This is a genomic window from Chryseobacterium sp. SIMBA_029, from assembly GCF_046535275.1.
Lineage (GTDB): Bacteria > Bacteroidota > Bacteroidia > Flavobacteriales > Weeksellaceae > Chryseobacterium.
The window spans coordinates 577,010-596,947 of sequence record NZ_JAWRXA010000001.1 but is presented as its reverse complement, the minus strand read 5'-3'; the positions used below and the strand labels follow the sequence as shown (position 1 = coordinate 596,947).

The following is a 19,938-nucleotide window of genomic DNA, read 5'->3' as shown; positions in this document are numbered from 1 at the left end:
TTTTTGATTATGAAAAAACTTGTACTATTCATCTCCATTTGTGCTCTCTGTCAGGTTAACGCCCAGATTGACCCTGTACAATATCCTACTTTTACGAATATTGAAGATGCTTTAAAAAGTGAAAAAAAAGTGTACAGCATGAGCTTTAGAGGCAAAGGATTATTTAATATTCCGCCTCAGATTGCCACGCTCGAATCGATCTTTTTTCTGAATATTATGGGAAATAAACTGGAGAAAATGGATCAGGAAATATTTACGTTAAAAGAGCTGGAAATATTAAATGCCAATGAAAACAGTATTAAATTCATTCCTGACGAAATTGGAAACCTTACAAAACTCACAACACTTTCTATCAACCTAAACAGTTTAACGAGCGTTAATCCAAATATTGCAAAGCTCCAGTATCTGAAAGTCATTCATCTTGATGCAAACAATCTTAGCATTTTTCCGGAAGCATTGATGGAAATTCCGACTTTAGAAGAAATCAATCTTCAGGGGAATCAGATCAGCTTTATTGCTGATGGATTATATAAGATTAAAAGCTTAAAATTCTTAAATCTTTCAGAAAACCAGATCAACGATTTGGGAGATCTTTCATTTCCAAAAAACCTGAAATACTTGGAACTTCAGCAAAATGCTATTGCCTTACTTCCTGAAAATATATTCCGTTCCAAAAAACTGGAATTTTTAAATGTAAGTGATAACCATATAAAAATGATTTCACCAAGAGTAAAAGGCTTGAAAGATATCGTAAGCATGAATCTGGCCAACAACCAGCTCAAAGATCTTCCGGTTGAAATTTCACAGTTGAAAAACCTTAAAACCTTAATTCTAACCGGTAATCCAATGGAAAAATCCACCATAGAAAAGTTAAAAGCGTTGATACCGCAGGCGCAGATCTACTTTTAATCTATCCGCCGACTCTTTTGGTCTTATAGCCCATATCTTTAAGGATTTCCATGATCTTATCACGGTTGTCTCCTTGAATAATAATGGTTCCGTCCTTTTCCGAACCACCGATTCCTAATGTGGTTTTAATTTTCTTTGAGATCTTTTTAAGGTCTTCCTCACTTCCTTCCCAGCCCTCAATCACGGTAACTGGCTTTCCGTTTCTTCCTTTTTTCTCAAATTTGCACACTAAAGGCTCTACTTGCTTGAATTGTTCTTCAGGCATCTCAAAATCCTGCTCTTCATGTGCAGGAAAAAGGTTCTTAAGCTGGTCTCGTAAATCCATACCGCAAAATTAAAAATAATATTGAATAATTCAGCCCACAAAAACGGTAAAAATCTGCAGAATCTTTACCAGCTGAGAGAAATAGAAAGTAAAAAATAAGCAGACCTTATTCATACATTAAACAATGAATCTGTCCTGCGGTCGATTACCTTTTAATCAAAATTTAAGCTCTTTAAATTCTTACATTCATTGAAAAATAGATAAATTTGTAATACATAAAGTTATACAAAATGTCAAAAAAAGCAATATTAGCGATCCTTGACGGATGGGGATTGGGTCTGAATCCGGAGGTTTCAGCATTAGATAAAGCAAATACACCATTTATAGATAGTTGTTATACAAAATTTCCTCACACAACACTTGAGGCGAGTGGGTTGGCGGTTGGACTTCCTTTCGGCCAGATGGGAAATTCCGAAGTTGGACACATGAACCTCGGTGCAGGAAGAGTGGTTTACCAGAATCTTGTAAAGTTGAATATGGCGGTAGAAAACGGTACATTAGGTCAGGAAAAAGTAATTCAGGACGCTTTTGAATATGCTAAAAGAGAAAATAAAAAAGTACACTTCATCGGATTGGTTTCCAATGGTGGAGTACACTCCCATATCAACCATTTAAAAGGTTTATTAACGGCTGCAAGTGAATTTGGCTTACATGAGAATGTTTTTGTCCATGCATTTACAGATGGTAGAGACTGCGATCCGCATTCAGGATTGGGTTTCATCGATGAACTTCAAAAACACATGGAAAGCACGACCGGAAAACTGGCTACGGTAATCGGAAGATATTACGCTATGGACCGTGATAAAAGATGGGAACGTGTAAAATTAGCATACGATGCCATGACCGAAGGGGTAGGATTGCAAACGACCGACGCCCTGGCAGCTATAAAAGCATCATATGACGAAGGAGTAACCGATGAATTCTTGAAACCCGTGATCCTTATTAATAAAACAGAAACCGGAAACATAGTTCCTGTTGCTAAAATTATTGATAATGACGTTGTGATCTGCTTTAATTTCCGTACAGACAGAGGAAGAGAAATTACAGAAGTGCTTTCTCAGAAAGACTTCCCTGAATTTTTCATGAGAAAATTCAATCTGTATTACGTGACATTAACGAATTACGATAAAACTTTCCAGAATGTACAGGTGGTTTTTGATGAAAATGTATTGCAGGATACAATGGGAGAGGTGTTGGAAAGAAATAACAAGACCCAGATAAGAATTGCTGAGACTGAAAAATATCCCCATGTTACATTTTTCTTTTCAGGAGGAAGAGAGCAGGAATTTAACGGAGAAAGAAGATTGCTTTGCCCAAGTCCAAAAGATGTACCTACATACGACCTAAAACCGGAAATGTCAGCATATGATATCACTAATATCATCGTTCCGGAATTGGAAAATGAAACCGCTGATTTTATCTGCTTAAATTTTGCCAATACCGATATGGTAGGACACACCGGTGTGTTCTCAGCAGCGGTAAAAGCGGCCGAAGTCGTTGATAAATGTATTGAAAAAGTAGCAACCGCAGCCTATGAACACGGATATGCCGTTTTCATCCTTGCGGACCACGGAAACTCTGATGTGATGATCAATCCAGATGGAACTCCGAATACGCAGCATTCTACTAACCTTGTTCCTTTCATCGTAATGGATAAAGATCATACCTGGAATTTGAAGCCTGGAAAATTAGGTGATGTAGCGCCAACAATCCTGAAAGTAATGGGTGTGGAAATACCGGAAATTATGACAGGAGACATTTTAGTTAGCTAAAACCCAATAATAATAGTGAAAAAATGCCGTTATCATGGTATAGTGGCATTTTTATGATTTATGTCAGAATAGTATGAGTTGCATATGTTCTTATGCTGTAAATAATAAATAAATCATATCTTTGTATATTAAAATCTAAATAGTAGAAATGTATCAAAAGCTTGTTAGGAAAGAAGTAATGGGAATTTTGGAAAAGGAAGTAGGTTCTTTTCTTGAAAAATTTTTAACGCCAATCGAAAAGATCTGGCAGCCATCAGACTATCTTCCGGATCCTTCAAGTGATGATTTTAAACATGACCTGGAGGAAATCCAAACATTTGCCCGTGAGATGCCTTATGATTTATTCGTAACCTTAATCGGTGACTGTATTACAGAAGAAGCATTGCCTTCTTACGAATCTTGGTTAATGGGTGTTGAAGGAATCAATCAGGAGGAAAATAAAGTGGGCTGGGCCAACTGGATCAGATCATGGACAGGTGAAGAAAACAGACACGGAGATCTACTCAATAAATATCTTTATCTGTGCGGTAGAGTAAATATGAGACAGGTCGAAATCACTACTCAATACTTAATCAGTGATGGTTTTGATATTGGTACAAGTATGGACCCATACAGAAACTTCATATATACAAGTTTTCAGGAAACAGCAACCAATATTTCCCACAGAAGAGTAGGGACATTGGCAAAACAGTCCGGAAACGGAAAACTAGCTAAAATGTGTGGCGTAATTGCAGCAGATGAGGCCAGACACGCAAAAGCATACAAACACTTCGTAGCAAAAATTCTTGAACTGGATCCGTCAGAAATGATCATCGCATTTGAAGATATGATGCGTAAGAAAATTGTAATGCCTGCGCATTTGATGAGACAGTCAGGGCAGAAAGCAGGAGAACTTTGGGGGCATTTCTCAGATGCAGCACAAAGATGTATGGTGTATACAGGTCAGGATTACATCAATATTATGAAAGACTTATTGGATGAATGGAAGATTGAGCATGTAAAAGGTCTTAACGAAAAGGCAGAAAAAGCTCAGGAATATTTAATGAAATTACCGGGAAGATTACAGAAAATTACAGATAGAGTTTCTACTCCGGATCTGCAGTTTCAGTTCAGCTGGGTGAAAAGTTAGTTCCATATTATCATAAATTATAAAAGTAAGAGTGTCATCGTTTTTTGGCGCTCTTTTTATTTCTTATCTTTGCAACGTTAAAAAAGGACAAAATGTTAAATAATAAAAAAATTGCGGTAGATTTTGACGGAACAATTGTTGATGATGCTTATCCGGCAATAGGGAAACCTAAGATTTTCGCTTTTGAAACATTAAAAAGACTTCAGGCAGAAGGATTTAGATTGATTCTTTGGACATACAGACACGGAAAAACGTTAGAGGAGGCCGTAGAATTCTGCAGTAAAAACGGAATAGAGTTTTACGCAGTGAATTCTAGTTTTGAGGGAGAAGTTTTTGATGCTGAATCACAGTCCAGAAAATTGGATGCCGACTGGTTTATTGATGACAGAAACTTAGGCGGATTTCCAGGTTGGGGAGAAATCTACAATATCATTCAGGAAAGAATCGAATTCCGTGTGGAAGGTAAAGAGGTGCTGGCCTATTCAAAACTTAAAAAAGAAAAGAAAAAAGGACTTTTCTGGTAGAAAATAATATCATGCAGCAAGGTATCAATCGAACAGTTTACCAATCGTAAGTAAATATTGTTACACAGATACATTGTTATATTGTTACATTTATAAATTAAACATGATTCAATTAAAAACAATAGACGAGCTTCGTCTTATGAAAGAAAGTGCCCATTTGGTTTCAAGAACATTAGGAATGTTGGCGAAGGAAATCAAACCGGGGATTACCACTTTATATTTAGATAAACTGGCACATGATTTTATTAAAGATCATGGGGCTGAACCTGCATTTTTAGGATATGGAGGTTTCCCTAATTCTTTATGTATTTCTCCAAACGATCAGGTCGTTCATGGTTTTCCCAACAACGAAGAGATCAAAGAAGGTGACGTTCTGTCCGTAGACTGTGGTGCTATTCTTAATGGTTTCGTGGGAGATCATGCCTATACTTTTGAAATCGGTGAAGTAAAACCTGAAGTTAAAAAATTACTGCAGGTAACGAAAGAATCACTGTACAAAGGAATTGAGCAGTGCGTAAGAGGAAAGAGAATAGGAGATATCTCCCATGCTATTCAAACCTACTGTGAAAAACAGGGTTATGGAGTGGTAAAAGAACTGGTAGGACATGGATTAGGAAGAAAAATGCATGAAGATCCTCAGGTTCCTAACTACGGAAAACAGGGAAGCGGAAAAGTGATCAAAGACGGTCTTGCTATTGCGATTGAGCCGATGATCAACCTTGGAACTGAAAAAGTAAAATTCCATAACGACGGATGGACGGTAACGACATTGGATAACCTTCCTTCTGCCCATTTTGAACATGATGTAGCAGTAATCAACGGAAAGCCGGTATTGCTGTCTACTTTCAAATATGTGTATGAAGCATTAGGTATTGAAAGTGACGAAGAAAAGCCATTCCAACTGGATTTTTAATGAAAAAAGTAGCCAAACTTTTATTAAATACCATTCCGCGTCCCATGCTTATCAAAATGAGTATTTGGGCAAGGCCGCTTATCTATCAGTTTTTTAAAGGAGACGAATTTTATGATCCTATTGATGGAAAATCATACCGCAAATTTCTGCCTTACGGCTACGGAACCCAACGGGAAAACGCACTGTCGCCGGGAACATTGAGTTTGGAAAGACACCGTCAGATGTGGCTGTATCTTCAAAATGAAACAGATTTTTTCATCAAAAACCATAAAATACTGCATATTGCTCCCGAACAGGAGTTTTTGAGGAAATTTAAGCTGATGAGAAACCTGGATTATATTTCAGCTGATCTCTATTCTCCGATTGTCGACGTAAAAGCCGATATTCTGGATCTTCCCTTTGCAGATGAAAGCTTTGATATTGTTTTCTGCAACCATGTACTGGAGCATATAGAAGACGATAAAAAAGCGATGAGTGAGCTATATCGGGTGATGAAGCCAGGCGGGTGGGGGATTTTTCAGGTTCCGATGAGAAATTCGCTGGAAAAAACCTACGAAGATTTCACTATTAAAGATCCTAAAGAACGCCAGAAGCACTTCGGTCAGTACGACCACGTCCGCTGGTATGGAATGGATTATTTTGACCGTCTGAGAAAAGCAGGTTTTGAAACAGAACCGAATTTCTATTCTCAGCAGTTCACCGAAGAAGAAATTAAAAAATACGGGTTAAGAAAAAATGAAATCTTACCCATTGTTTTCAAAAAATAATAAAACGCCTTCAGTATCTGAAGGCGTTTTTATGATATAAATACGTTACAATTAATCTCTATGTTAATGAGAAACTGCTTTCAATCCAACTACAGAACCGATTAGCGTTGCAATAAAGAATATTCTCCAGAAGCTTACCGGATCCTTAAAGAAAAGAATCCCTACGATTACTGTTCCTACCGCTCCAATCCCGGTCCATACTGCATAAGCCGTTCCAATAGGCAGTGTTTGGGTGGCTTTCATAAGCAGAAGCATGCTGATGGTAAGAGAAGCCAGAAAGCCTGTAAACCAGTAGTACATTTCAGAACCCGATGTTTCCTTTACTTTTCCTAAACAAGCTGCAAATCCTACTTCAAAAAGCCCTGCGATAATTAATATAATCCAATTCATTGTTGATAATTTTCTCCCGCAAAGATCCGGATTTAAAAGCAGGGAACATTTTACAATTGTTAAAAAATGAATCTATTTTATTTCAGCCCGGATGCGGCTTAAGCTCACCTGCGTAATGCCCAGATAAGAAGCAATATGCCCCAGCTGAACCCTTTTCAGAAGGTCGGATTTATCTCTCATTAAATCCTTATACCGTTCGAGCGCTGTTTTAAACTGTCTTGAAATAATCAGTTCTTCGGTTTTCACCAACTCCCTTTCTGCAAATTTTCTTCCCCAGTTCGCAATATGAATGTCTTCATTAAAAAGCGTTCTGAGGTCTTCCGTTTTCAGTATATATAAATCACATTCTTCCAGAAGTTCGATGTTCTCATAACCGGGTTTATCCTCTACATAACTTTTCATAGAAACTACGGTTTCTCCTTCGCTGCCGAACCAGAAGGTAATGTCGTTGTTTGAAGTAGAAGCGTAGGCACGAACAATTCCTTTTTTTATAAAACAGATAAAGGGGATTATTTTGTCGGCTTCCATCAGGCAATGTCCTTTAGGATACGTTGTTTCGGTAATGTATTTCTTCAAATTCTCTTTAGAAGTTTCAGGAATTTTGTAGATGCTGTCTATAATTTCGTCTATGTTCATGGAGTCTGTGCTGATAATGGGAAGTGTGAATTCCATTCACAAAAGTATTTCTTTTCAGATATTTTTCAATACGAAAATAGCTAAATATTAAATAGTTGAAAAAAAATCAAAATTTCTTTGGATAAACGTTTAACCAAAAATTAATCTGATAGAATCGTTGAGTTTATATTTAATTCATATTCAATTAATAAAAGAAAAGGATGGGCAAATTAATATATTGATTTACAATAAATTAAACTCTTTTCATTTTTGAATTTTAAAACGCGCGAAAATACAATAATTTATCAAACCACCAAAAAAATCAGCTGTTGTTTTGATAGCATTTTATAAAATACTTTTGTACTTAATTAGTTCTTATGAAAAGAGTTTCCATTAAAGACATAGCCAGAATTGCCGGAGTTTCCGTGGCAACAGTTTCCTATGTCCTTAATAAGAAAGAGGGGAACAGAATCAGTGAGGCTACCAAAGAAAAAATTTTAGAAGTTGCTGAAACGATTAACTATACGCCAAACAAAATGGCAAAAAGCCTCAAAACCAATAAAAGCAGGCTGATAGGGCTTATTCTTGCCGATATTTCCAATGATTTTTATTCTACCATTGCAAGAAATATTGAAAATGAAGCCATGAAATTAGGCTACACCCTTTTAATTGGAAGCTCAGATGAAAATCCTGAAAAATTCAAAAAGCTGATCGAGCTTTTCTCTGAACAGCAGGTTGACGGGATGATTGTGGCTCCGGTAGTACATTCAGATTCGATACTGGAAAAACTGATCAAAGAAGAATATCCGGTGGTGACCATCGACCGATATCTCAATAATCTGGATATCCCGGGAATCATGATCAATAATAGGGAGATCTCTGAACAGATATGTGAATTTTTAGTCAGTAAAAACTTTGAGGAAATTATATATATCGGATATGACACCGAACTTCCGCATTTATTAGACCGGGAAAAAGGTTTTGATAAATGTATGGAATCATCCAGAATACCCTGCGAAAAAATTCTGGTTGGCCTGGAGAATATTACCCTTGAAGTTCAAAATGGAATTGAGAAAGTGATAAAGACTCGTTCGAGAAAAAGGGCTTTATATTTTTCCAGCAATAAGCTTGCTGTAGCTGGATTAGGATATTTAATCAAGCATAACATCAATGTTCCTAATGACATTTCAGTCATTGCGTTTGATGAAACAGAAGCGTATACTCTTTTTCAGACCGAAATCACTTATGTAAAACAGCCTTTGGAAGAAATGGCTGCTGAAGCCGTTAAGATTCTTGATAATCAGATTAATAATTATATTCCAAGTGGGAAAAAGGTCATCTTTCCTGCAAAATTAATAGAGAAAAAATCAGTACAATAAAAAATTTAATAATTTAGTTAAACGTTTAACCTTATGATAACAAATAATCCATATGTAGTATGTTTTGGAGAAGTGCTCTGGGATATATTTCCGGAAGGAACGAGAGCCGGAGGTGCTCCGTTTAATGCAGCGTACAACATCTATAAATCAGGTTTTGATGTCAAAATGCTGAGTAGAGTCGGAAATGATGAATTAGGAACCAAGCTGACGGATCAGATTAAAGGATGGGGGCTTACTGCAGAATATATTCAGGTAGACAATGAACATCCGACCAGCACTGTGATTGCGAAAATTGATGAACATAACGAAGCGACGTATGATATCGTTAATCATGTTGCCTGGGATTATATTGATTTTTTACCGGAATATGAAACATTGATTTCCCATGCAGAAGCTTTTGTTTTTGGAAGCCTTTCTGCGAGAAATCCCAAAACCAAAGAAACGCTTATGAAGCTGTTGGAATTGGCTAAACTAAAAATCTTTGATGTTAATTTCAGAGCTCCCTACATCGATGTTGACCTTATTCAAGAGCTTTTGCACAAAGCAGACATTGTGAAAATGAATAAGGCTGAAATGAGACAGATCATGCAGTATTTCAGCGAAGAATATGTAAGTGAAGATGAGAGTGCAGCTTTTATACAGGATCATTTTAAGATCAAAGAAATAGTGTTGACTAAAGGAAGTAAAGGGGCAAGATATTTTGTGGGAAAAGAAAATTACGGCTCTCCGGCTCTTTCCATTGAAATTGCAGACACCGTAGGAAGCGGAGATGCTTTTCTGGCCGGTTTTATTTCCAAACGAGTTCAGGGAAAATCGCCTCAAGAAATTATGGAAGAAGCCATTGCTTTGGGAGCATTCATCACATCAAAATCGGGAGCCTGTCCGGATTACGAATATGAAGAATTCCAAACCTTTAAAAATCAAAAGACATCCAATTAAAACAGCAGTTATGAATTCAGCTAAATTTACTGAGAAGAAATACCTTATCGTATTCTCATTCGTTATTTCACTGTTTTTTTTCTGGGCCATTGCCCTTACGATGGGCGACGTTTTGAATAAGCATTTCCAGAATGTACTTTCTATTTCCAAATCAAAATCCGGATTGGTACAGCTTTCAATTTTCGGAGCTTACGCATTGATGGGAGTTCCTGCGGGAATTTTCATGAAAAAATTTGGGTATAAATTAGGCGTTATTTTAGGATTAGTATTATTTGCAGGAGGATGCTTTCTTTTTATTCCTGCGGCAGATCAACAATCATTCAATTTTTTCAGGATAGCATTGTTCATCCTTGCAATGGGAATGGCGACGCTGGAAACCGTGGCACATCCATTTGTTGCAGCATTAGGAGATGAAAGAACCAGTGATCAGAGAGTAAATTTTGCTCAGTCTTTTAACGGTTTGGGAGCAATTATAGGTCCATTGTTAGGCGGATTTTTCATATTCGGTTCAAGAGGGCAGGATGATCATTCCTTAGATTCTGTAAAAAGCCTGTATGCGTGGATCGGAACAGTTATTTTGGTGATTACCGTTATTTTCTTTTTTATTAAAGTTCCTCATCTGAAAGATCCTCATGCCGAAGAATTGGAACTCCTTGATCATGCTACCGGTGAAGATTACCATGACAGCAATCCCAATGCGCCGCTTTGGAAGCAGAGGCACTTTATTTTTGCTGTGATTGCCCAGTTTTTCAATATCGCAGCACAAGGCGGAACATGGGCGTTTTTCATTAATTATGGTGTGGAAAAAATGCATCTTCAGGAAACCCAGGCTTCCTATTATTTCTCTTTAAGTATGGCGATGATGATGATCGGACGTTTTATAGGCACATTTTTAATGAAATATATTGCTCCCAATAAACTATTGGCGATTTTTACAATGTGCAATATTGTTCTTTGTATCATTGTTTCCCAAAGTTTCGGATGGGTATCATTCATCAGTTTGATTATGCTGAATCTATTCTTAAGCATTATGTATCCTACCATTTTCAGCCTGGGTCTTAAAAGATTGGGCAATAAAGTTCAGCAAGCATCATCTTTCCTGGTAATGGCGATGTTCGGAGGCGCAGTTTTCCCTCCAATCATGGGTAAAATAGCAGAAACGGATGTTGCTCATGCTTATTTGCTGCCGATTATTTGTTATGCAGTGATCATCTTGTTTGCGCTGAAATTCTACAAACCTAAAACACTCAAATAAAGGGTGAATCAAACTTTTATAATTCCATAAACAGTTACAATGAATATACAATTTGGAGCTTCCCTTCTTTCATGGATCACACCGGTCTGGACGGCTGAAGCAGGAAAATATGCCATAGAGAAAACAGCAAAAGCCGGTTTTGATCTACTTGAAATTCTATTGCCGGCTTCCATGGAATTTAATGCTGGAGAAGTAAAACAGCAGCTTAAAGACCATCAGCTTGGTGTCGTTTGTTCTCTGAATCTTCCCAAAGAAGCACACATTGCTTTTTATCCAAAAGTGGCGGAAACTCTAATGAAAAAGGCGGTTGATAAAACTTCCGAACTGGAAGCCGATTTTATTTGTGGAGTTCTTCATGGCGGAATCGGTGTTTTTTCAGGAAATCCACTGACAGAAAGCGAGGCAGAAATCATTACCGAAGTCTGGAGCAATGTGGCAGATTATGCGAAGGAAAAAGGAGTAAACATAGCCATTGAACCTATTAACAGGTATGAAACCTATGTTTGCAACACAGCAGAAAATGTACTGGGTCTGATTTCAAAAACCGGAAAAAATAACCTTTTCCTTCATCTGGATACCTTCCATATGAATATTGAGGAAAATAATTTTTATGACCCTGTTATTCTTGCCGGGAAAAAGCTTAAACATATTCATATGACAGAGTCTCACCGTGGAATGCTTGGGGAAGGAACTGTTAATTGGAATGAACTTTTTAATGCGTTAAAAGCAATAGATTTTGAAGGGAATCTGGTGCTGGAAAACTTTTCATCTTCCATCCCGGGAATGCAGCAGATGGTTTCTTTATGGCAGAAATCGCCTCACGATGCAGAAGAATTAGCGTTAGGAAGTTTAGCATTTATGAAAAAATATGCAGTGTAAAATGTGTTTAAACTTTTTATTGTAATCCATTTTCAGTCAATTTTAATTATATCGTACAATTTCACGGAACCTCTCTGGATTTTCAGGGAGGTTTTTTATTTGAATTGCTGGATAATTAAAAAAAGATCATCATAAAAGTTGCAAACAACTCTCATATTGGGCAAACACCAATTTTGTTTTTAGTAACTTTGCATTTTGTAATATTATTTTTATGCACAAAGCAGGATTTGTAAATATAGTTGGAAAGCCCAATGCCGGAAAGTCTACGTTACTCAACCAACTGATGGGAGAGAAGCTGGCTATTGTAACGCAAAAGGCCCAGACCACCCGCCACAGAATTTTTGGAATTTATAATGAAGAGGACTTACAGATTGTATTTTCTGATACCCCGGGCGTTTTAGACCCAAAATACGGATTACAGGAGAAAATGATGGATTTTGTAAAGGATTCTTTACAGGATGCTGACGTTTTTCTATTCATTGTAGACGTTACCGATAAAGCAGAACCATCGGAATTTTTAATTGATAAATTAAATAAAATCCCCGTTCATGTATTGCTCTTACTGAACAAAGTAGATCAGACAGATCAGGCAGGTCTTGAAAAATTAGTTGAAGAATGGCACCAGAGGATTCCAAAAGCGGAAATTCTTCCGATCTCTGCATTGAATGCCTTTAATACAGATATTATTCTTCCGAAACTGAAATCTTTACTTCCTGACAGTCCGCCGTATTACGATAAGGACCAATATACAGATAAACCGGAACGATTTTTCGTTAATGAGGCTATCCGTGAGAAAATCCTTTTAAATTATGATAAAGAAATTCCTTATTCTGTAGAAGTTGTAACAGAACAGTTTAAAGAAAAAGAAGGAATCATTTTTATTGATTCGATCATTTATGTGGAAAGAGATACCCAAAAAGGAATTATCATCGGACACAAGGGAGAAGCCATCAAAAAAGTAGGGACTGAAGCGAGAATAGATCTTGAAAAATTCTTTGATAAAAAAATCCATCTGAATTTATTCGTGAAAGTGAAAAAAGACTGGCGAAAAAATGACAGAGATTTAAAAAACTTCGGGTACAGATAGACTAAAAATGTCCTGGTTTCCGTTCTATTAAAAGATTTTTATTACCTTTAATCTAAATTTTCAGTAGATGAACTATTTTAACTCAAATTCTAGCTCAGTTCTTAAAGATATTATTTTATTAGCGGTGAGGGTTTTTGTTGGTTTTGCCATGCTTTCTCATGGATTCCCAAAGCTTCAGATGTTATTAGCGGGTGGTAAGATCGAATTTTTCGATTTTATGGGATTGGGGCCTCAATTTTCCCTTATCTTGGCAGTTTTTGCTGAATTTGCCTGTTCTATTCTTTTGATACTTGGACTGTTCACCAGAATATCATTGGGATTTTTGATCTTTACGATGATTATTGCTGCTTTCGTAGTACATGGAGCTGATCCGTTTGAGAAAAGAGAAATGGCTTTTATCTACCTGTCTATTTATCTTATGATTATGGCTTTTGGTGCTGGAAAATTTTCAGTAGACCACATGATAGAAAAAAGGAAAAGAGCTTCAGATTGGTAACAATACTGAGTTTACACATATAAAAGAGCATTTAACGATGCTCTTTTTTTATTAATATCTGACATCATTGCTTTAACAGAAAAAAAGGGTTCATATAATAGAAATAAAGAATGAAAAACTATACATACTGGAAAAACTGTATCACTTTTTTAGAAAAAGGAGACATTGAAAATGCGATCCATTATGCTATTGATATGGCTTTAAAATCAAAAGTACCTCAAGAATTGATAGACAAAATAATGGCGGTCAATCTAAAAGGATACGAAAAAAAGATAGAAAGCAAAATGAATGAATGTATTGCGCGTGCAAATACTGAAAATGCACAGGCTTTGTGTTTATATTATAGTGTAGACAATGGTTGGGACAGCACCATATATATTTGTAAAGACTATACTAAAGCAAACAATCATTGGATTTCTGAAAGTAAAAGTTGGATTGAGATTGGAAAAGCCAGAGGTTTTTCAGGAATATATAAAAATGATGCCGGGGAAGCCTTTTTTGCGGATACAGTAAGTGCAGGCATTTGTACACTGCTAATGTTGAGAACAACTATTGCATTTTATCATGTTGCACAAAAATTTTCGGATTGTGGGTTGAAACTTTGCATTACAGCAACCGAAAGTGATTTTGTAAGAGTGGTGTGACACACAGTGTATTGAAATTTCCAATTGCAGTAATCAATAATCACAACTTTTTGTCTTTGATGATTTACTCTTTTCACAAGAGTTTAATTAGCTTATATATCTTAAAAATTCATTAAATTCGTAAAAAATGAATATTATGAAGATAAAGTTGACGATTTGCCTTCTGGCGTTTCTTAATTTCTACGAAGCCCAGGAAAATGTTACTTATCAGAAACCATCTGCTGAAATCCTTAAACTCGCAGATTACGAAAGACCTCCAAGTGTCTTAATGAACAGTAAAAAAGACTGGATACTTTTTACTTACCGTCCAACTTATAAAACATTGGAAGATCTTAGTCAGCAGGAAATGAAGCTGGGTGGGCTAAGAATTAATCCCGTAACTAATATTTCAAGTTCTGCAGCATACTCAAATAACCTGAAAGTTAGAAAGATCGCCGATAAGAACGAAATTCAGGTGAAAAACCTGCCTGCTAATCCTAAAATTACGTTCACTTCATTTTCTCCTGACGAGAAAAAACTGGCGTTTACCAATACCACCAGCAAAGGAGTTGAACTCTGGATCGTAGACCTTGAAACGGCAACGGCCAAAAAGATAACGGCTGACAATCTGAATGCCAATTTAGGAAGCCCTTATATCTGGTATAAAGATTCTCAGAATTTACTCATCAAAACACTTCCTCAAAGCAGACCGACTCTGATCGACTCAAGTAAAGATCTGCCGACAGGACCTATCGTTTCTACTGCTGATGGAAAGGTTTCCCAAAACAGAACCTATCAGGATCTTCTGAAAAACCCTCAGGATGAAAAGAATTTCGAAATTCTTACGGCTTCCGAAGTATATAACGTTGACCTGAACGGAACCCTGAAAAAAGTAAAAGAACAGGATATGTATTCCGGATTAAGCCTTTCTCCGGATGGAAACTATCTGATGACGACAACAATCAAGAAACCGTTTTCTTATGTAGTTCCTTTAAACCGTTTTCCTATGACGACCACCGTGTATGATATCAATGGAAAAACCATAAAAGTCGTTAATGAAGTTCCTCTGAACGAGATTATGCCGAAAGGATTTTCATCGGTAAGAACCGGAAAGAGAGATATGGGATGGAGAAGTGATAAGCCTGCAACATTGGTATATACCGAAGCGCTGGATGGAGGAGATCAATCTAAAACAGCAGAATACAGGGATGAAATTTTCACATGGGAAGCACCATTTAACGCAGACCCGAAATCTTTCTTTAAAACAAAGCAAAGATATGAAGATGTAAGCTGGACTAATGATCATTATGCCATCGTTTCGGAAGGCTGGTATGATACAAGAAATACAAAATCATTCCTGGTTGACCTGAATAACGGGGAATCTAAAGTTATTGATGACCGTAATTACCAGGATGTTTACAGCGATCCCGGAAATTTTAATACCACAAAAAATGAATACGGAAGATTTGTTGTGGATATGAAAGGAGGAAAATCCTATCTGATAGGAGATGGGTTCACCAAAGATGGACAGCATCCTTTTATTGATGAAATGGATATGAAAACCCTTACCAAGAAAAGGCTGTATACTTCTAATCTGAAAAATGCCAAAGAAAGTATTATTGATATTTTAAACCCGTCAAAAGGAGAAATCCTAACGACTCAGCAGTCTGCAAGCCAGTATCCGAATTATTTTAAAAGAAATATCAAGTCCAATAAAACAGAAGCTGTTACGAATTTTGCCAATCCCTTTGAAAGTATCAAAGATGTGTACAAAGAAGTAATTACGTATAAAAGAAATGACGGCGTTACCCTGACAGGAACCCTTTATCTTCCTGCCAATTACGATAGAAAAGCAAAAACAGAAAAACTTCCGTTATTAATCTGGGCGTATCCTACAGAATATAAAGACAAAAATACAGCAGGACAAAATACCCAGAATCCGAATGACTTTACCTTCCCGTATTATGGATCGTTCGTCTATTGGACAACCAAAGGATATGCAGTACTGGATGATGCTGCTTTCCCTATTATCGGAGAAGGAAAAACAGAACCTAATGATACTTTTATTCCTCAGTTGGTTGCCAATGCAGAAGCTGCGATCAATGCGGTGGATAAGCTAGGGTATATTGATAAAAAGAAAGTAGCGGTAGGAGGGCATTCTTACGGAGCTTTTATGACCGCGAATCTTTTGACTCATTCTAAACTTTTTGCCTGCGGTATCGCGAGAAGTGGGGCGTACAACAGAACGTTGACACCTTTCGGTTTCCAGAGCGAGCAAAGAAATTATTGGGATATTCCGGAAATCTATAATGCGATGTCACCGTTTATGAATGCGGACAAAATGAAGACACCATTGCTTTTAGTACATGGAGATGCAGACAATAACCCAGGAACCTTTACCCTTCAAACGGAAAGATATTTCCAGGCATTGAAAAACCTGGGAGCACCGGTAAAAATGGTATTGTTACCGAAAGAAGCGCACAGCTATCAGGCAAAAGAAAACATTTTTCACCTTTTATGGGAACAGGATCAGTTCCTGGAGAAATGTTTAAAGAAATAAAAATCATCCTTCCGTTCATTTTGGACGGGTTTTGCTTTGTCATTGCGATGAGCAAAGTGAAGAACCCATCTCTTTTTGTGAAATAGAATAGTTTAAAAGCATTAAAATTTAATAACTTGATTATGAGTATAATATATAGAATTAAGTTCTGGAGTCTATGTAAATGATTCATTTTTGAGATATTTGTAAAAAGTTCACAGTAAAAATGGAAGAGATACACTTCAGGAATGCAGACCTGGAAGATTTAGAAAAAATAGTGGAAATATATAATTCTACCATTCCTTCAAGAATGGTGACAGCTGATACAGAAGATGTTTCTGTGGAAAGCCGGAAAAAATGGTTTGAGGAGCATAATCCCGAAACAAGACCTCTTTGGGTAATTGAAAATCATGACAATGGGATAATTGGCTGGGTAAGTTTTTCTTCATTTTATGGAAGACCGGCGTATAATGGAACGGTTGAAATGAGCATTTATCTGGACGAAAGTTGTCGTGGAAAAGGTTTTGGTAAGAAAGTTCTTCAATATTGTATCGACAATGCAGGTAAGTTTGGAGTAAAAACATTATTAGGTTTTATCTTTTTGCATAATGAGCCGAGTTTGAAACTCTTCCGATACTTTGGTTTTGAAGATTGGGGAATGTTTCCTAATGTAGCGGTTTTGGATGGAGTAGAAAGGAGTTTGGTGATTTTAGGAAAGAGAATCGGTTAAGATAATAAAAAAGCGGCCTTTTAAGACCGCTTTATTTTTACTATTATGAATTCTGCTTAATTCTCTTTGCAGACATATTTAAAAATCGTTTGACAAGGAAAAAGGCTGAAATGGTCAATCCTAATCCCAGGGCGATCCACATTCCAAAAGCACCCATTTCCATAGTAACACAGAAGAAATACCCTAACGGAATGGTTATCACCCAGTAGGCGACAAAAGTGTAGATGGAAGGAATCTTTACATCCTGCATACCTCTCAGCATACCTAAAGCCGTTACCTGAACTCCGTCGGAAAGCTGGAATAAAGCAGCGATGATCATTAACTTTGAAGCCAGCATGATCACTTCTACTTCTTCTTTTTTAGTAAAGAAAGTAGGAAGGATATTTCTTCCCAAAATGAAGAAAATTCCGCAGATGCACATGAAAATAAACGCAATCTTAAGGTTGTTAATTCCCATTTTTCTCAGTTCCACAAAATTTTGCTCTCCCATCTTTCTTCCAATCATTACAGTCGAAGCCACACTGAATCCAACACATAAATTGAAGGTAAACGAAGCCATACTCAACGCAATCTGATGAGAAGCGATATCATGCGCTGAAATCAGTCCGCAGATAAATGCAGCCCCTGCAAAAGCTGTTACTTCAAAAAACATTTGTAAGGCAGTAGGCAATCCTAATCTTACCATTTTATCAAACATTTTTTTAGAAAATACCTGAATTTTTAAGGAAAAATCTTTAATATATCGTCTTGTTTTTTCTTCTTTGACCAATACGAAATAAAGGAATACTACCATAAATATTCTGGATATCAGGGTTGCTAACGCGGATCCTTTGACACCCATCGGAGGAATCCCCCAAAGTCCTTTAATGAAAACGTAGTTTAAAACAATATTAATAACGTTCGCAATGATCGTAGCTTTCGTTACCCCGATCGTATAAGATAATCCTTCAGAAACTTCCCTTAATGTCTGGAATGCCATAAAAGGAATCATACTGATCGCCATAATTCCTAAGAAATGTACGGTATCAGGAATAATCTTCGCCGGCTGCCCGGAATGATAGAGTAGAGGCAGACCTAACAGCAGTATACTCATCAAAATAATCCCCACAGCCATATTGATGATAAATCCATGACTGAAGACAGAATTGATGGTAGCGTGGTCATGCTTGGAATGCGCTTCGGAAACCAGTGGCGGAATCGCAAAGGAAAATCCTAAAGCAAGAACAAATGTGGAGAAAAATACGGCATTTCCCAGGGAAACGGATGCCAACGCATCGGCACCCAGCATTTTTCCAACGATAATATTATCAAATAAGTTTACCGAAACCTGCCCCACCTGCGTAAGCATCACAGGGAGAGCCAAAGTAAGGCACTCTTTCGTATAGTTTTTATTTAAAAAATTCATGATGGCTCAAAAAAAAATTTGCAGTATAAAGTACTGCAAATTTTTTATAATTTATTTTAATTAATAATTAAATTACTTTCTTACAAAACTTGCAACATCCTCTTCGGAAACAGAATTTCCACCAAGGATAATTAATCTTTCAACAACATTTCTCAGTTCTCTGATATTTCCGGTCCAGGAAAGAGCTTTCAATGCTTCAACAGCCTTCGTATCAAATTTTTTCACAGCAGTACCGTGTTCATCAGCAATCATTCCTGAAAAATGATCAACCAATAATTTGATGTCTTCTTTTCTGTCGTCCAATGGCGGAACGTAGATTTCAATCACAGAAAGTCTGTGATAAAGGTCTTCTCTGAATTTTCCTTCTTCAATTTCCTTCTGCATGTTTTTGTTGGTTGCTGCAATCACTCTTACATCAACCTTTATCTCTTTATCGCTTCCCACAGGAGAAACTTTGCTTTCCTGTAATGCTCTTAATACTTTAGCCTGAGCGATAAGACTCATATCTCCGATTTCATCCAGGAAAATGGTACCTCCGTTAGCCTGCTCGAATTTACCCTGCTTATCTTTAATCGCACCGGTAAAAGATCCTTTCACATGTCCGAAAAGTTCAGATTCAATCAATTCAGATGGAATCGCAGCACAGTTCACTTCGATCATCGGACCTCTTGAACGGTCACTTTGATTATGAATAGCATGGGCTACAAGCTCTTTTCCGGCACCGTTAGGCCCTGTAATTAAAACTCTGGCGTCAGACACAGCAACTTTTTCAATCATATCCTGAATCTTCTGCAACGCAGGAGAATCACCGATCATCTGATATTTTTTGCTCACCTTTTTCTTCAGCGTTTTGTTTTCCGTCTGAAGATTTTTGTTCTCTTTTTTCAACGTCTCTTTCACCAAAGCATTTTTCACGCTGGTAATAAGTCGGTTGATGTCGATTGGTTTTGAAATGAAGTCATATGCACCATCCCTTAAGCAGGAAACAGCAGAATCAATATCTGCGTGGCCTGAGATCATGATAAAAGTAGTTTCAGGTTTTAGAGCTAGAGTCTGTTTTAAAAGTTCAGTACCTGATAATTTAGGCATTTTTATGTCCGATATCACTAATGCGAAATCTTCTTTTTCTAGCTGTTTGTAGCCTTCAAGGCCATCTTCTGCGATAACAAATTCATAGTCGGTAAGTTCATCAGAAAGAATGCTGTGTAATACTCCCGAAATTGCTTTTTCGTCTTCTACAATAAGGATTTTTTGCATAGTTG

20 protein-coding genes are annotated in these 19,938 nt (G+C 37.0%); 15 read left to right on the top strand and 5 right to left on the bottom strand.

Going from position 1 to position 19,938, the window contains the following annotated elements; genetic code table 11:
- Positions 1-9 precede the first annotated feature (9 nt).
- Positions 10-909: a leucine-rich repeat domain-containing protein gene (locus SB679_RS02865; RefSeq protein WP_410700718.1), complete on the top strand. Its 900-nt coding sequence runs from the start codon at positions 10-12 to the stop codon at positions 907-909.
- 1 nt (position 910) lies between these two features.
- Here the strand turns inward: SB679_RS02865 and SB679_RS02860 are convergent, their stop codons facing one another.
- Entirely contained in the window at positions 911-1,234 is a 324-nt protein-coding gene (locus SB679_RS02860) for a translation initiation factor (RefSeq protein ID WP_034714472.1), read from the bottom strand.
- A gap of 230 nt (positions 1,235-1,464) precedes the next feature.
- On the opposite strand from SB679_RS02860, the gene gpmI reads away from it, so the two are divergent.
- The 5 genes from gpmI (at position 1,465) to SB679_RS02835 (ending at position 6,339) form a co-directional block, all read left to right on the top strand.
- Positions 1,465-3,006, top strand: a complete 1,542-nt coding sequence (gpmI, locus tag SB679_RS02855; RefSeq protein WP_410700717.1) for a 2,3-bisphosphoglycerate-independent phosphoglycerate mutase — start codon at positions 1,465-1,467, stop codon at positions 3,004-3,006.
- Between the two features lie 148 nt (positions 3,007-3,154).
- Entirely contained in the window at positions 3,155-4,135 is a 981-nt protein-coding gene (locus tag SB679_RS02850; protein WP_034714476.1) for an acyl-ACP desaturase, read from the top strand.
- A gap of 92 nt (positions 4,136-4,227) precedes the next feature.
- Positions 4,228-4,659: a BT0820 family HAD-type phosphatase gene (locus SB679_RS02845; RefSeq protein ID WP_034714478.1), complete on the top strand. Its 432-nt coding sequence runs from the start codon at positions 4,228-4,230 to the stop codon at positions 4,657-4,659.
- A gap of 103 nt (positions 4,660-4,762) precedes the next feature.
- Entirely contained in the window at positions 4,763-5,572 is an 810-nt protein-coding gene (gene map / locus SB679_RS02840; RefSeq protein WP_034714480.1) for a type I methionyl aminopeptidase, read from the top strand.
- Positions 5,572-6,339: a class I SAM-dependent methyltransferase gene (locus SB679_RS02835; protein ID WP_410700716.1), complete on the top strand. Its 768-nt coding sequence runs from the start codon at positions 5,572-5,574 to the stop codon at positions 6,337-6,339. The genes map and SB679_RS02835 overlap by 1 nt, the downstream gene beginning before the upstream one ends.
- A gap of 63 nt (positions 6,340-6,402) precedes the next feature.
- On the opposite strand, the gene SB679_RS02830 is transcribed toward SB679_RS02835, so the two are convergent.
- Together SB679_RS02830 and SB679_RS02825 are read right to left on the bottom strand one after the other, a co-directional pair.
- Positions 6,403-6,729 (bottom strand): DMT family transporter, encoded by a 327-nt coding sequence (locus tag SB679_RS02830; RefSeq protein ID WP_034714484.1) that lies wholly within the window; start codon positions 6,727-6,729, stop codon positions 6,403-6,405.
- A gap of 72 nt (positions 6,730-6,801) precedes the next feature.
- Complete coding sequence (locus SB679_RS02825) at positions 6,802-7,365, bottom strand: Crp/Fnr family transcriptional regulator (protein WP_410700787.1); 564 nt, start codon at positions 7,363-7,365, stop codon at positions 6,802-6,804.
- A 356-nt stretch (positions 7,366-7,721) separates the two neighbouring features.
- Between SB679_RS02825 and SB679_RS02820 the strand changes: the two genes are divergently transcribed.
- The 9 genes from SB679_RS02820 (at position 7,722) to SB679_RS02780 (ending at position 17,271) form a co-directional block, all read left to right on the top strand.
- A complete protein-coding gene (locus tag SB679_RS02820) occupies positions 7,722-8,723 on the top strand; it encodes a LacI family DNA-binding transcriptional regulator (protein ID WP_410700715.1) in 1,002 nt (333 codons plus the stop codon).
- Between the two features lie 33 nt (positions 8,724-8,756).
- Positions 8,757-9,662, top strand: coding sequence for a carbohydrate kinase family protein (locus tag SB679_RS02815; RefSeq protein ID WP_410700714.1), 906 nt, complete (start codon positions 8,757-8,759; stop codon positions 9,660-9,662).
- Positions 9,663-9,672: 10 nt separating this feature from the next.
- Positions 9,673-10,917 (top strand): L-fucose:H+ symporter permease, encoded by a 1,245-nt coding sequence (gene fucP / locus SB679_RS02810; protein WP_410700713.1) that lies wholly within the window; start codon positions 9,673-9,675, stop codon positions 10,915-10,917.
- A 39-nt stretch (positions 10,918-10,956) separates the two neighbouring features.
- The gene (locus SB679_RS02805; protein WP_410700712.1) at positions 10,957-11,796 is read left to right on the top strand and encodes a sugar phosphate isomerase/epimerase family protein; all 840 of its coding nucleotides are present in this window, start codon (positions 10,957-10,959) and stop codon (positions 11,794-11,796) included.
- Positions 11,797-12,007: 211 nt separating this feature from the next.
- Complete coding sequence (era, locus tag SB679_RS02800) at positions 12,008-12,883, top strand: GTPase Era (protein ID WP_034714496.1); 876 nt, start codon at positions 12,008-12,010, stop codon at positions 12,881-12,883.
- Between the two features lie 67 nt (positions 12,884-12,950).
- Positions 12,951-13,379 carry a DoxX family protein gene (locus SB679_RS02795; protein ID WP_410700711.1) on the top strand — a complete coding sequence of 143 codons (429 nt, stop codon included), beginning with the start codon at positions 12,951-12,953 and terminating at the stop codon, positions 13,377-13,379.
- A gap of 110 nt (positions 13,380-13,489) precedes the next feature.
- A complete protein-coding gene (locus tag SB679_RS02790; protein ID WP_410700710.1) occupies positions 13,490-14,023 on the top strand; it encodes a hypothetical protein in 534 nt (177 codons plus the stop codon).
- Between the two features lie 136 nt (positions 14,024-14,159).
- The gene (locus SB679_RS02785; protein ID WP_410700709.1) at positions 14,160-16,562 is read left to right on the top strand and encodes a prolyl oligopeptidase family serine peptidase; all 2,403 of its coding nucleotides are present in this window, start codon (positions 14,160-14,162) and stop codon (positions 16,560-16,562) included.
- Positions 16,563-16,767: 205 nt separating this feature from the next.
- A complete protein-coding gene (locus SB679_RS02780; protein WP_410700708.1) occupies positions 16,768-17,271 on the top strand; it encodes a GNAT family N-acetyltransferase in 504 nt (167 codons plus the stop codon).
- Positions 17,272-17,314: 43 nt separating this feature from the next.
- On the opposite strand, the gene SB679_RS02775 is transcribed toward SB679_RS02780, so the two are convergent.
- Entirely contained in the window at positions 17,315-18,676 is a 1,362-nt protein-coding gene (locus tag SB679_RS02775; RefSeq protein ID WP_410700707.1) for an MATE family efflux transporter, read from the bottom strand.
- 72 nt (positions 18,677-18,748) lie between these two features.
- Positions 18,749-19,933: a sigma-54-dependent transcriptional regulator gene (locus SB679_RS02770; protein WP_410700706.1), complete on the bottom strand. Its 1,185-nt coding sequence runs from the start codon at positions 19,931-19,933 to the stop codon at positions 18,749-18,751.
- Positions 19,934-19,938 lie beyond the last annotated feature (5 nt).

What these genes read in the sequence shown, in the direction of transcription:
- SB679_RS02865 (WP_410700718.1), top strand. Translation starts at nt 10, where the DNA reads ATGAAAAAACTTGTACTATTCATCTCCATTTGTGCTCTCTGTCAGGTT.
- SB679_RS02860 (WP_034714472.1), bottom strand. Translation starts at nt 1,234, where the DNA reads ATGGATTTACGAGACCAGCTTAAGAACCTTTTTCCTGCACATGAAGAG.
- gpmI (WP_410700717.1), top strand. Translation starts at nt 1,465, where the DNA reads ATGTCAAAAAAAGCAATATTAGCGATCCTTGACGGATGGGGATTGGGT.
- SB679_RS02850 (WP_034714476.1), top strand. Translation starts at nt 3,155, where the DNA reads ATGTATCAAAAGCTTGTTAGGAAAGAAGTAATGGGAATTTTGGAAAAG.
- SB679_RS02845 (WP_034714478.1), top strand. Translation starts at nt 4,228, where the DNA reads ATGTTAAATAATAAAAAAATTGCGGTAGATTTTGACGGAACAATTGTT.
- map (WP_034714480.1), top strand. Translation starts at nt 4,763, where the DNA reads ATGATTCAATTAAAAACAATAGACGAGCTTCGTCTTATGAAAGAAAGT.
- SB679_RS02835 (WP_410700716.1), top strand. Translation starts at nt 5,572, where the DNA reads ATGAAAAAAGTAGCCAAACTTTTATTAAATACCATTCCGCGTCCCATG.
- SB679_RS02830 (WP_034714484.1), bottom strand. Translation starts at nt 6,729, where the DNA reads ATGAATTGGATTATATTAATTATCGCAGGGCTTTTTGAAGTAGGATTT.
- SB679_RS02825 (WP_410700787.1), bottom strand. Translation starts at nt 7,365, where the DNA reads ATGAACATAGACGAAATTATAGACAGCATCTACAAAATTCCTGAAACT.
- SB679_RS02820 (WP_410700715.1), top strand. Translation starts at nt 7,722, where the DNA reads ATGAAAAGAGTTTCCATTAAAGACATAGCCAGAATTGCCGGAGTTTCC.
- SB679_RS02815 (WP_410700714.1), top strand. Translation starts at nt 8,757, where the DNA reads ATGATAACAAATAATCCATATGTAGTATGTTTTGGAGAAGTGCTCTGG.
- fucP (WP_410700713.1), top strand. Translation starts at nt 9,673, where the DNA reads ATGAATTCAGCTAAATTTACTGAGAAGAAATACCTTATCGTATTCTCA.
- SB679_RS02805 (WP_410700712.1), top strand. Translation starts at nt 10,957, where the DNA reads ATGAATATACAATTTGGAGCTTCCCTTCTTTCATGGATCACACCGGTC.
- era (WP_034714496.1), top strand. Translation starts at nt 12,008, where the DNA reads ATGCACAAAGCAGGATTTGTAAATATAGTTGGAAAGCCCAATGCCGGA.
- SB679_RS02795 (WP_410700711.1), top strand. Translation starts at nt 12,951, where the DNA reads ATGAACTATTTTAACTCAAATTCTAGCTCAGTTCTTAAAGATATTATT.
- SB679_RS02790 (WP_410700710.1), top strand. Translation starts at nt 13,490, where the DNA reads ATGAAAAACTATACATACTGGAAAAACTGTATCACTTTTTTAGAAAAA.
- SB679_RS02785 (WP_410700709.1), top strand. Translation starts at nt 14,160, where the DNA reads ATGAAGATAAAGTTGACGATTTGCCTTCTGGCGTTTCTTAATTTCTAC.
- SB679_RS02780 (WP_410700708.1), top strand. Translation starts at nt 16,768, where the DNA reads ATGGAAGAGATACACTTCAGGAATGCAGACCTGGAAGATTTAGAAAAA.
- SB679_RS02775 (WP_410700707.1), bottom strand. Translation starts at nt 18,676, where the DNA reads ATGAATTTTTTAAATAAAAACTATACGAAAGAGTGCCTTACTTTGGCT.
- SB679_RS02770 (WP_410700706.1), bottom strand. Translation starts at nt 19,933, where the DNA reads ATGCAAAAAATCCTTATTGTAGAAGACGAAAAAGCAATTTCGGGAGTA.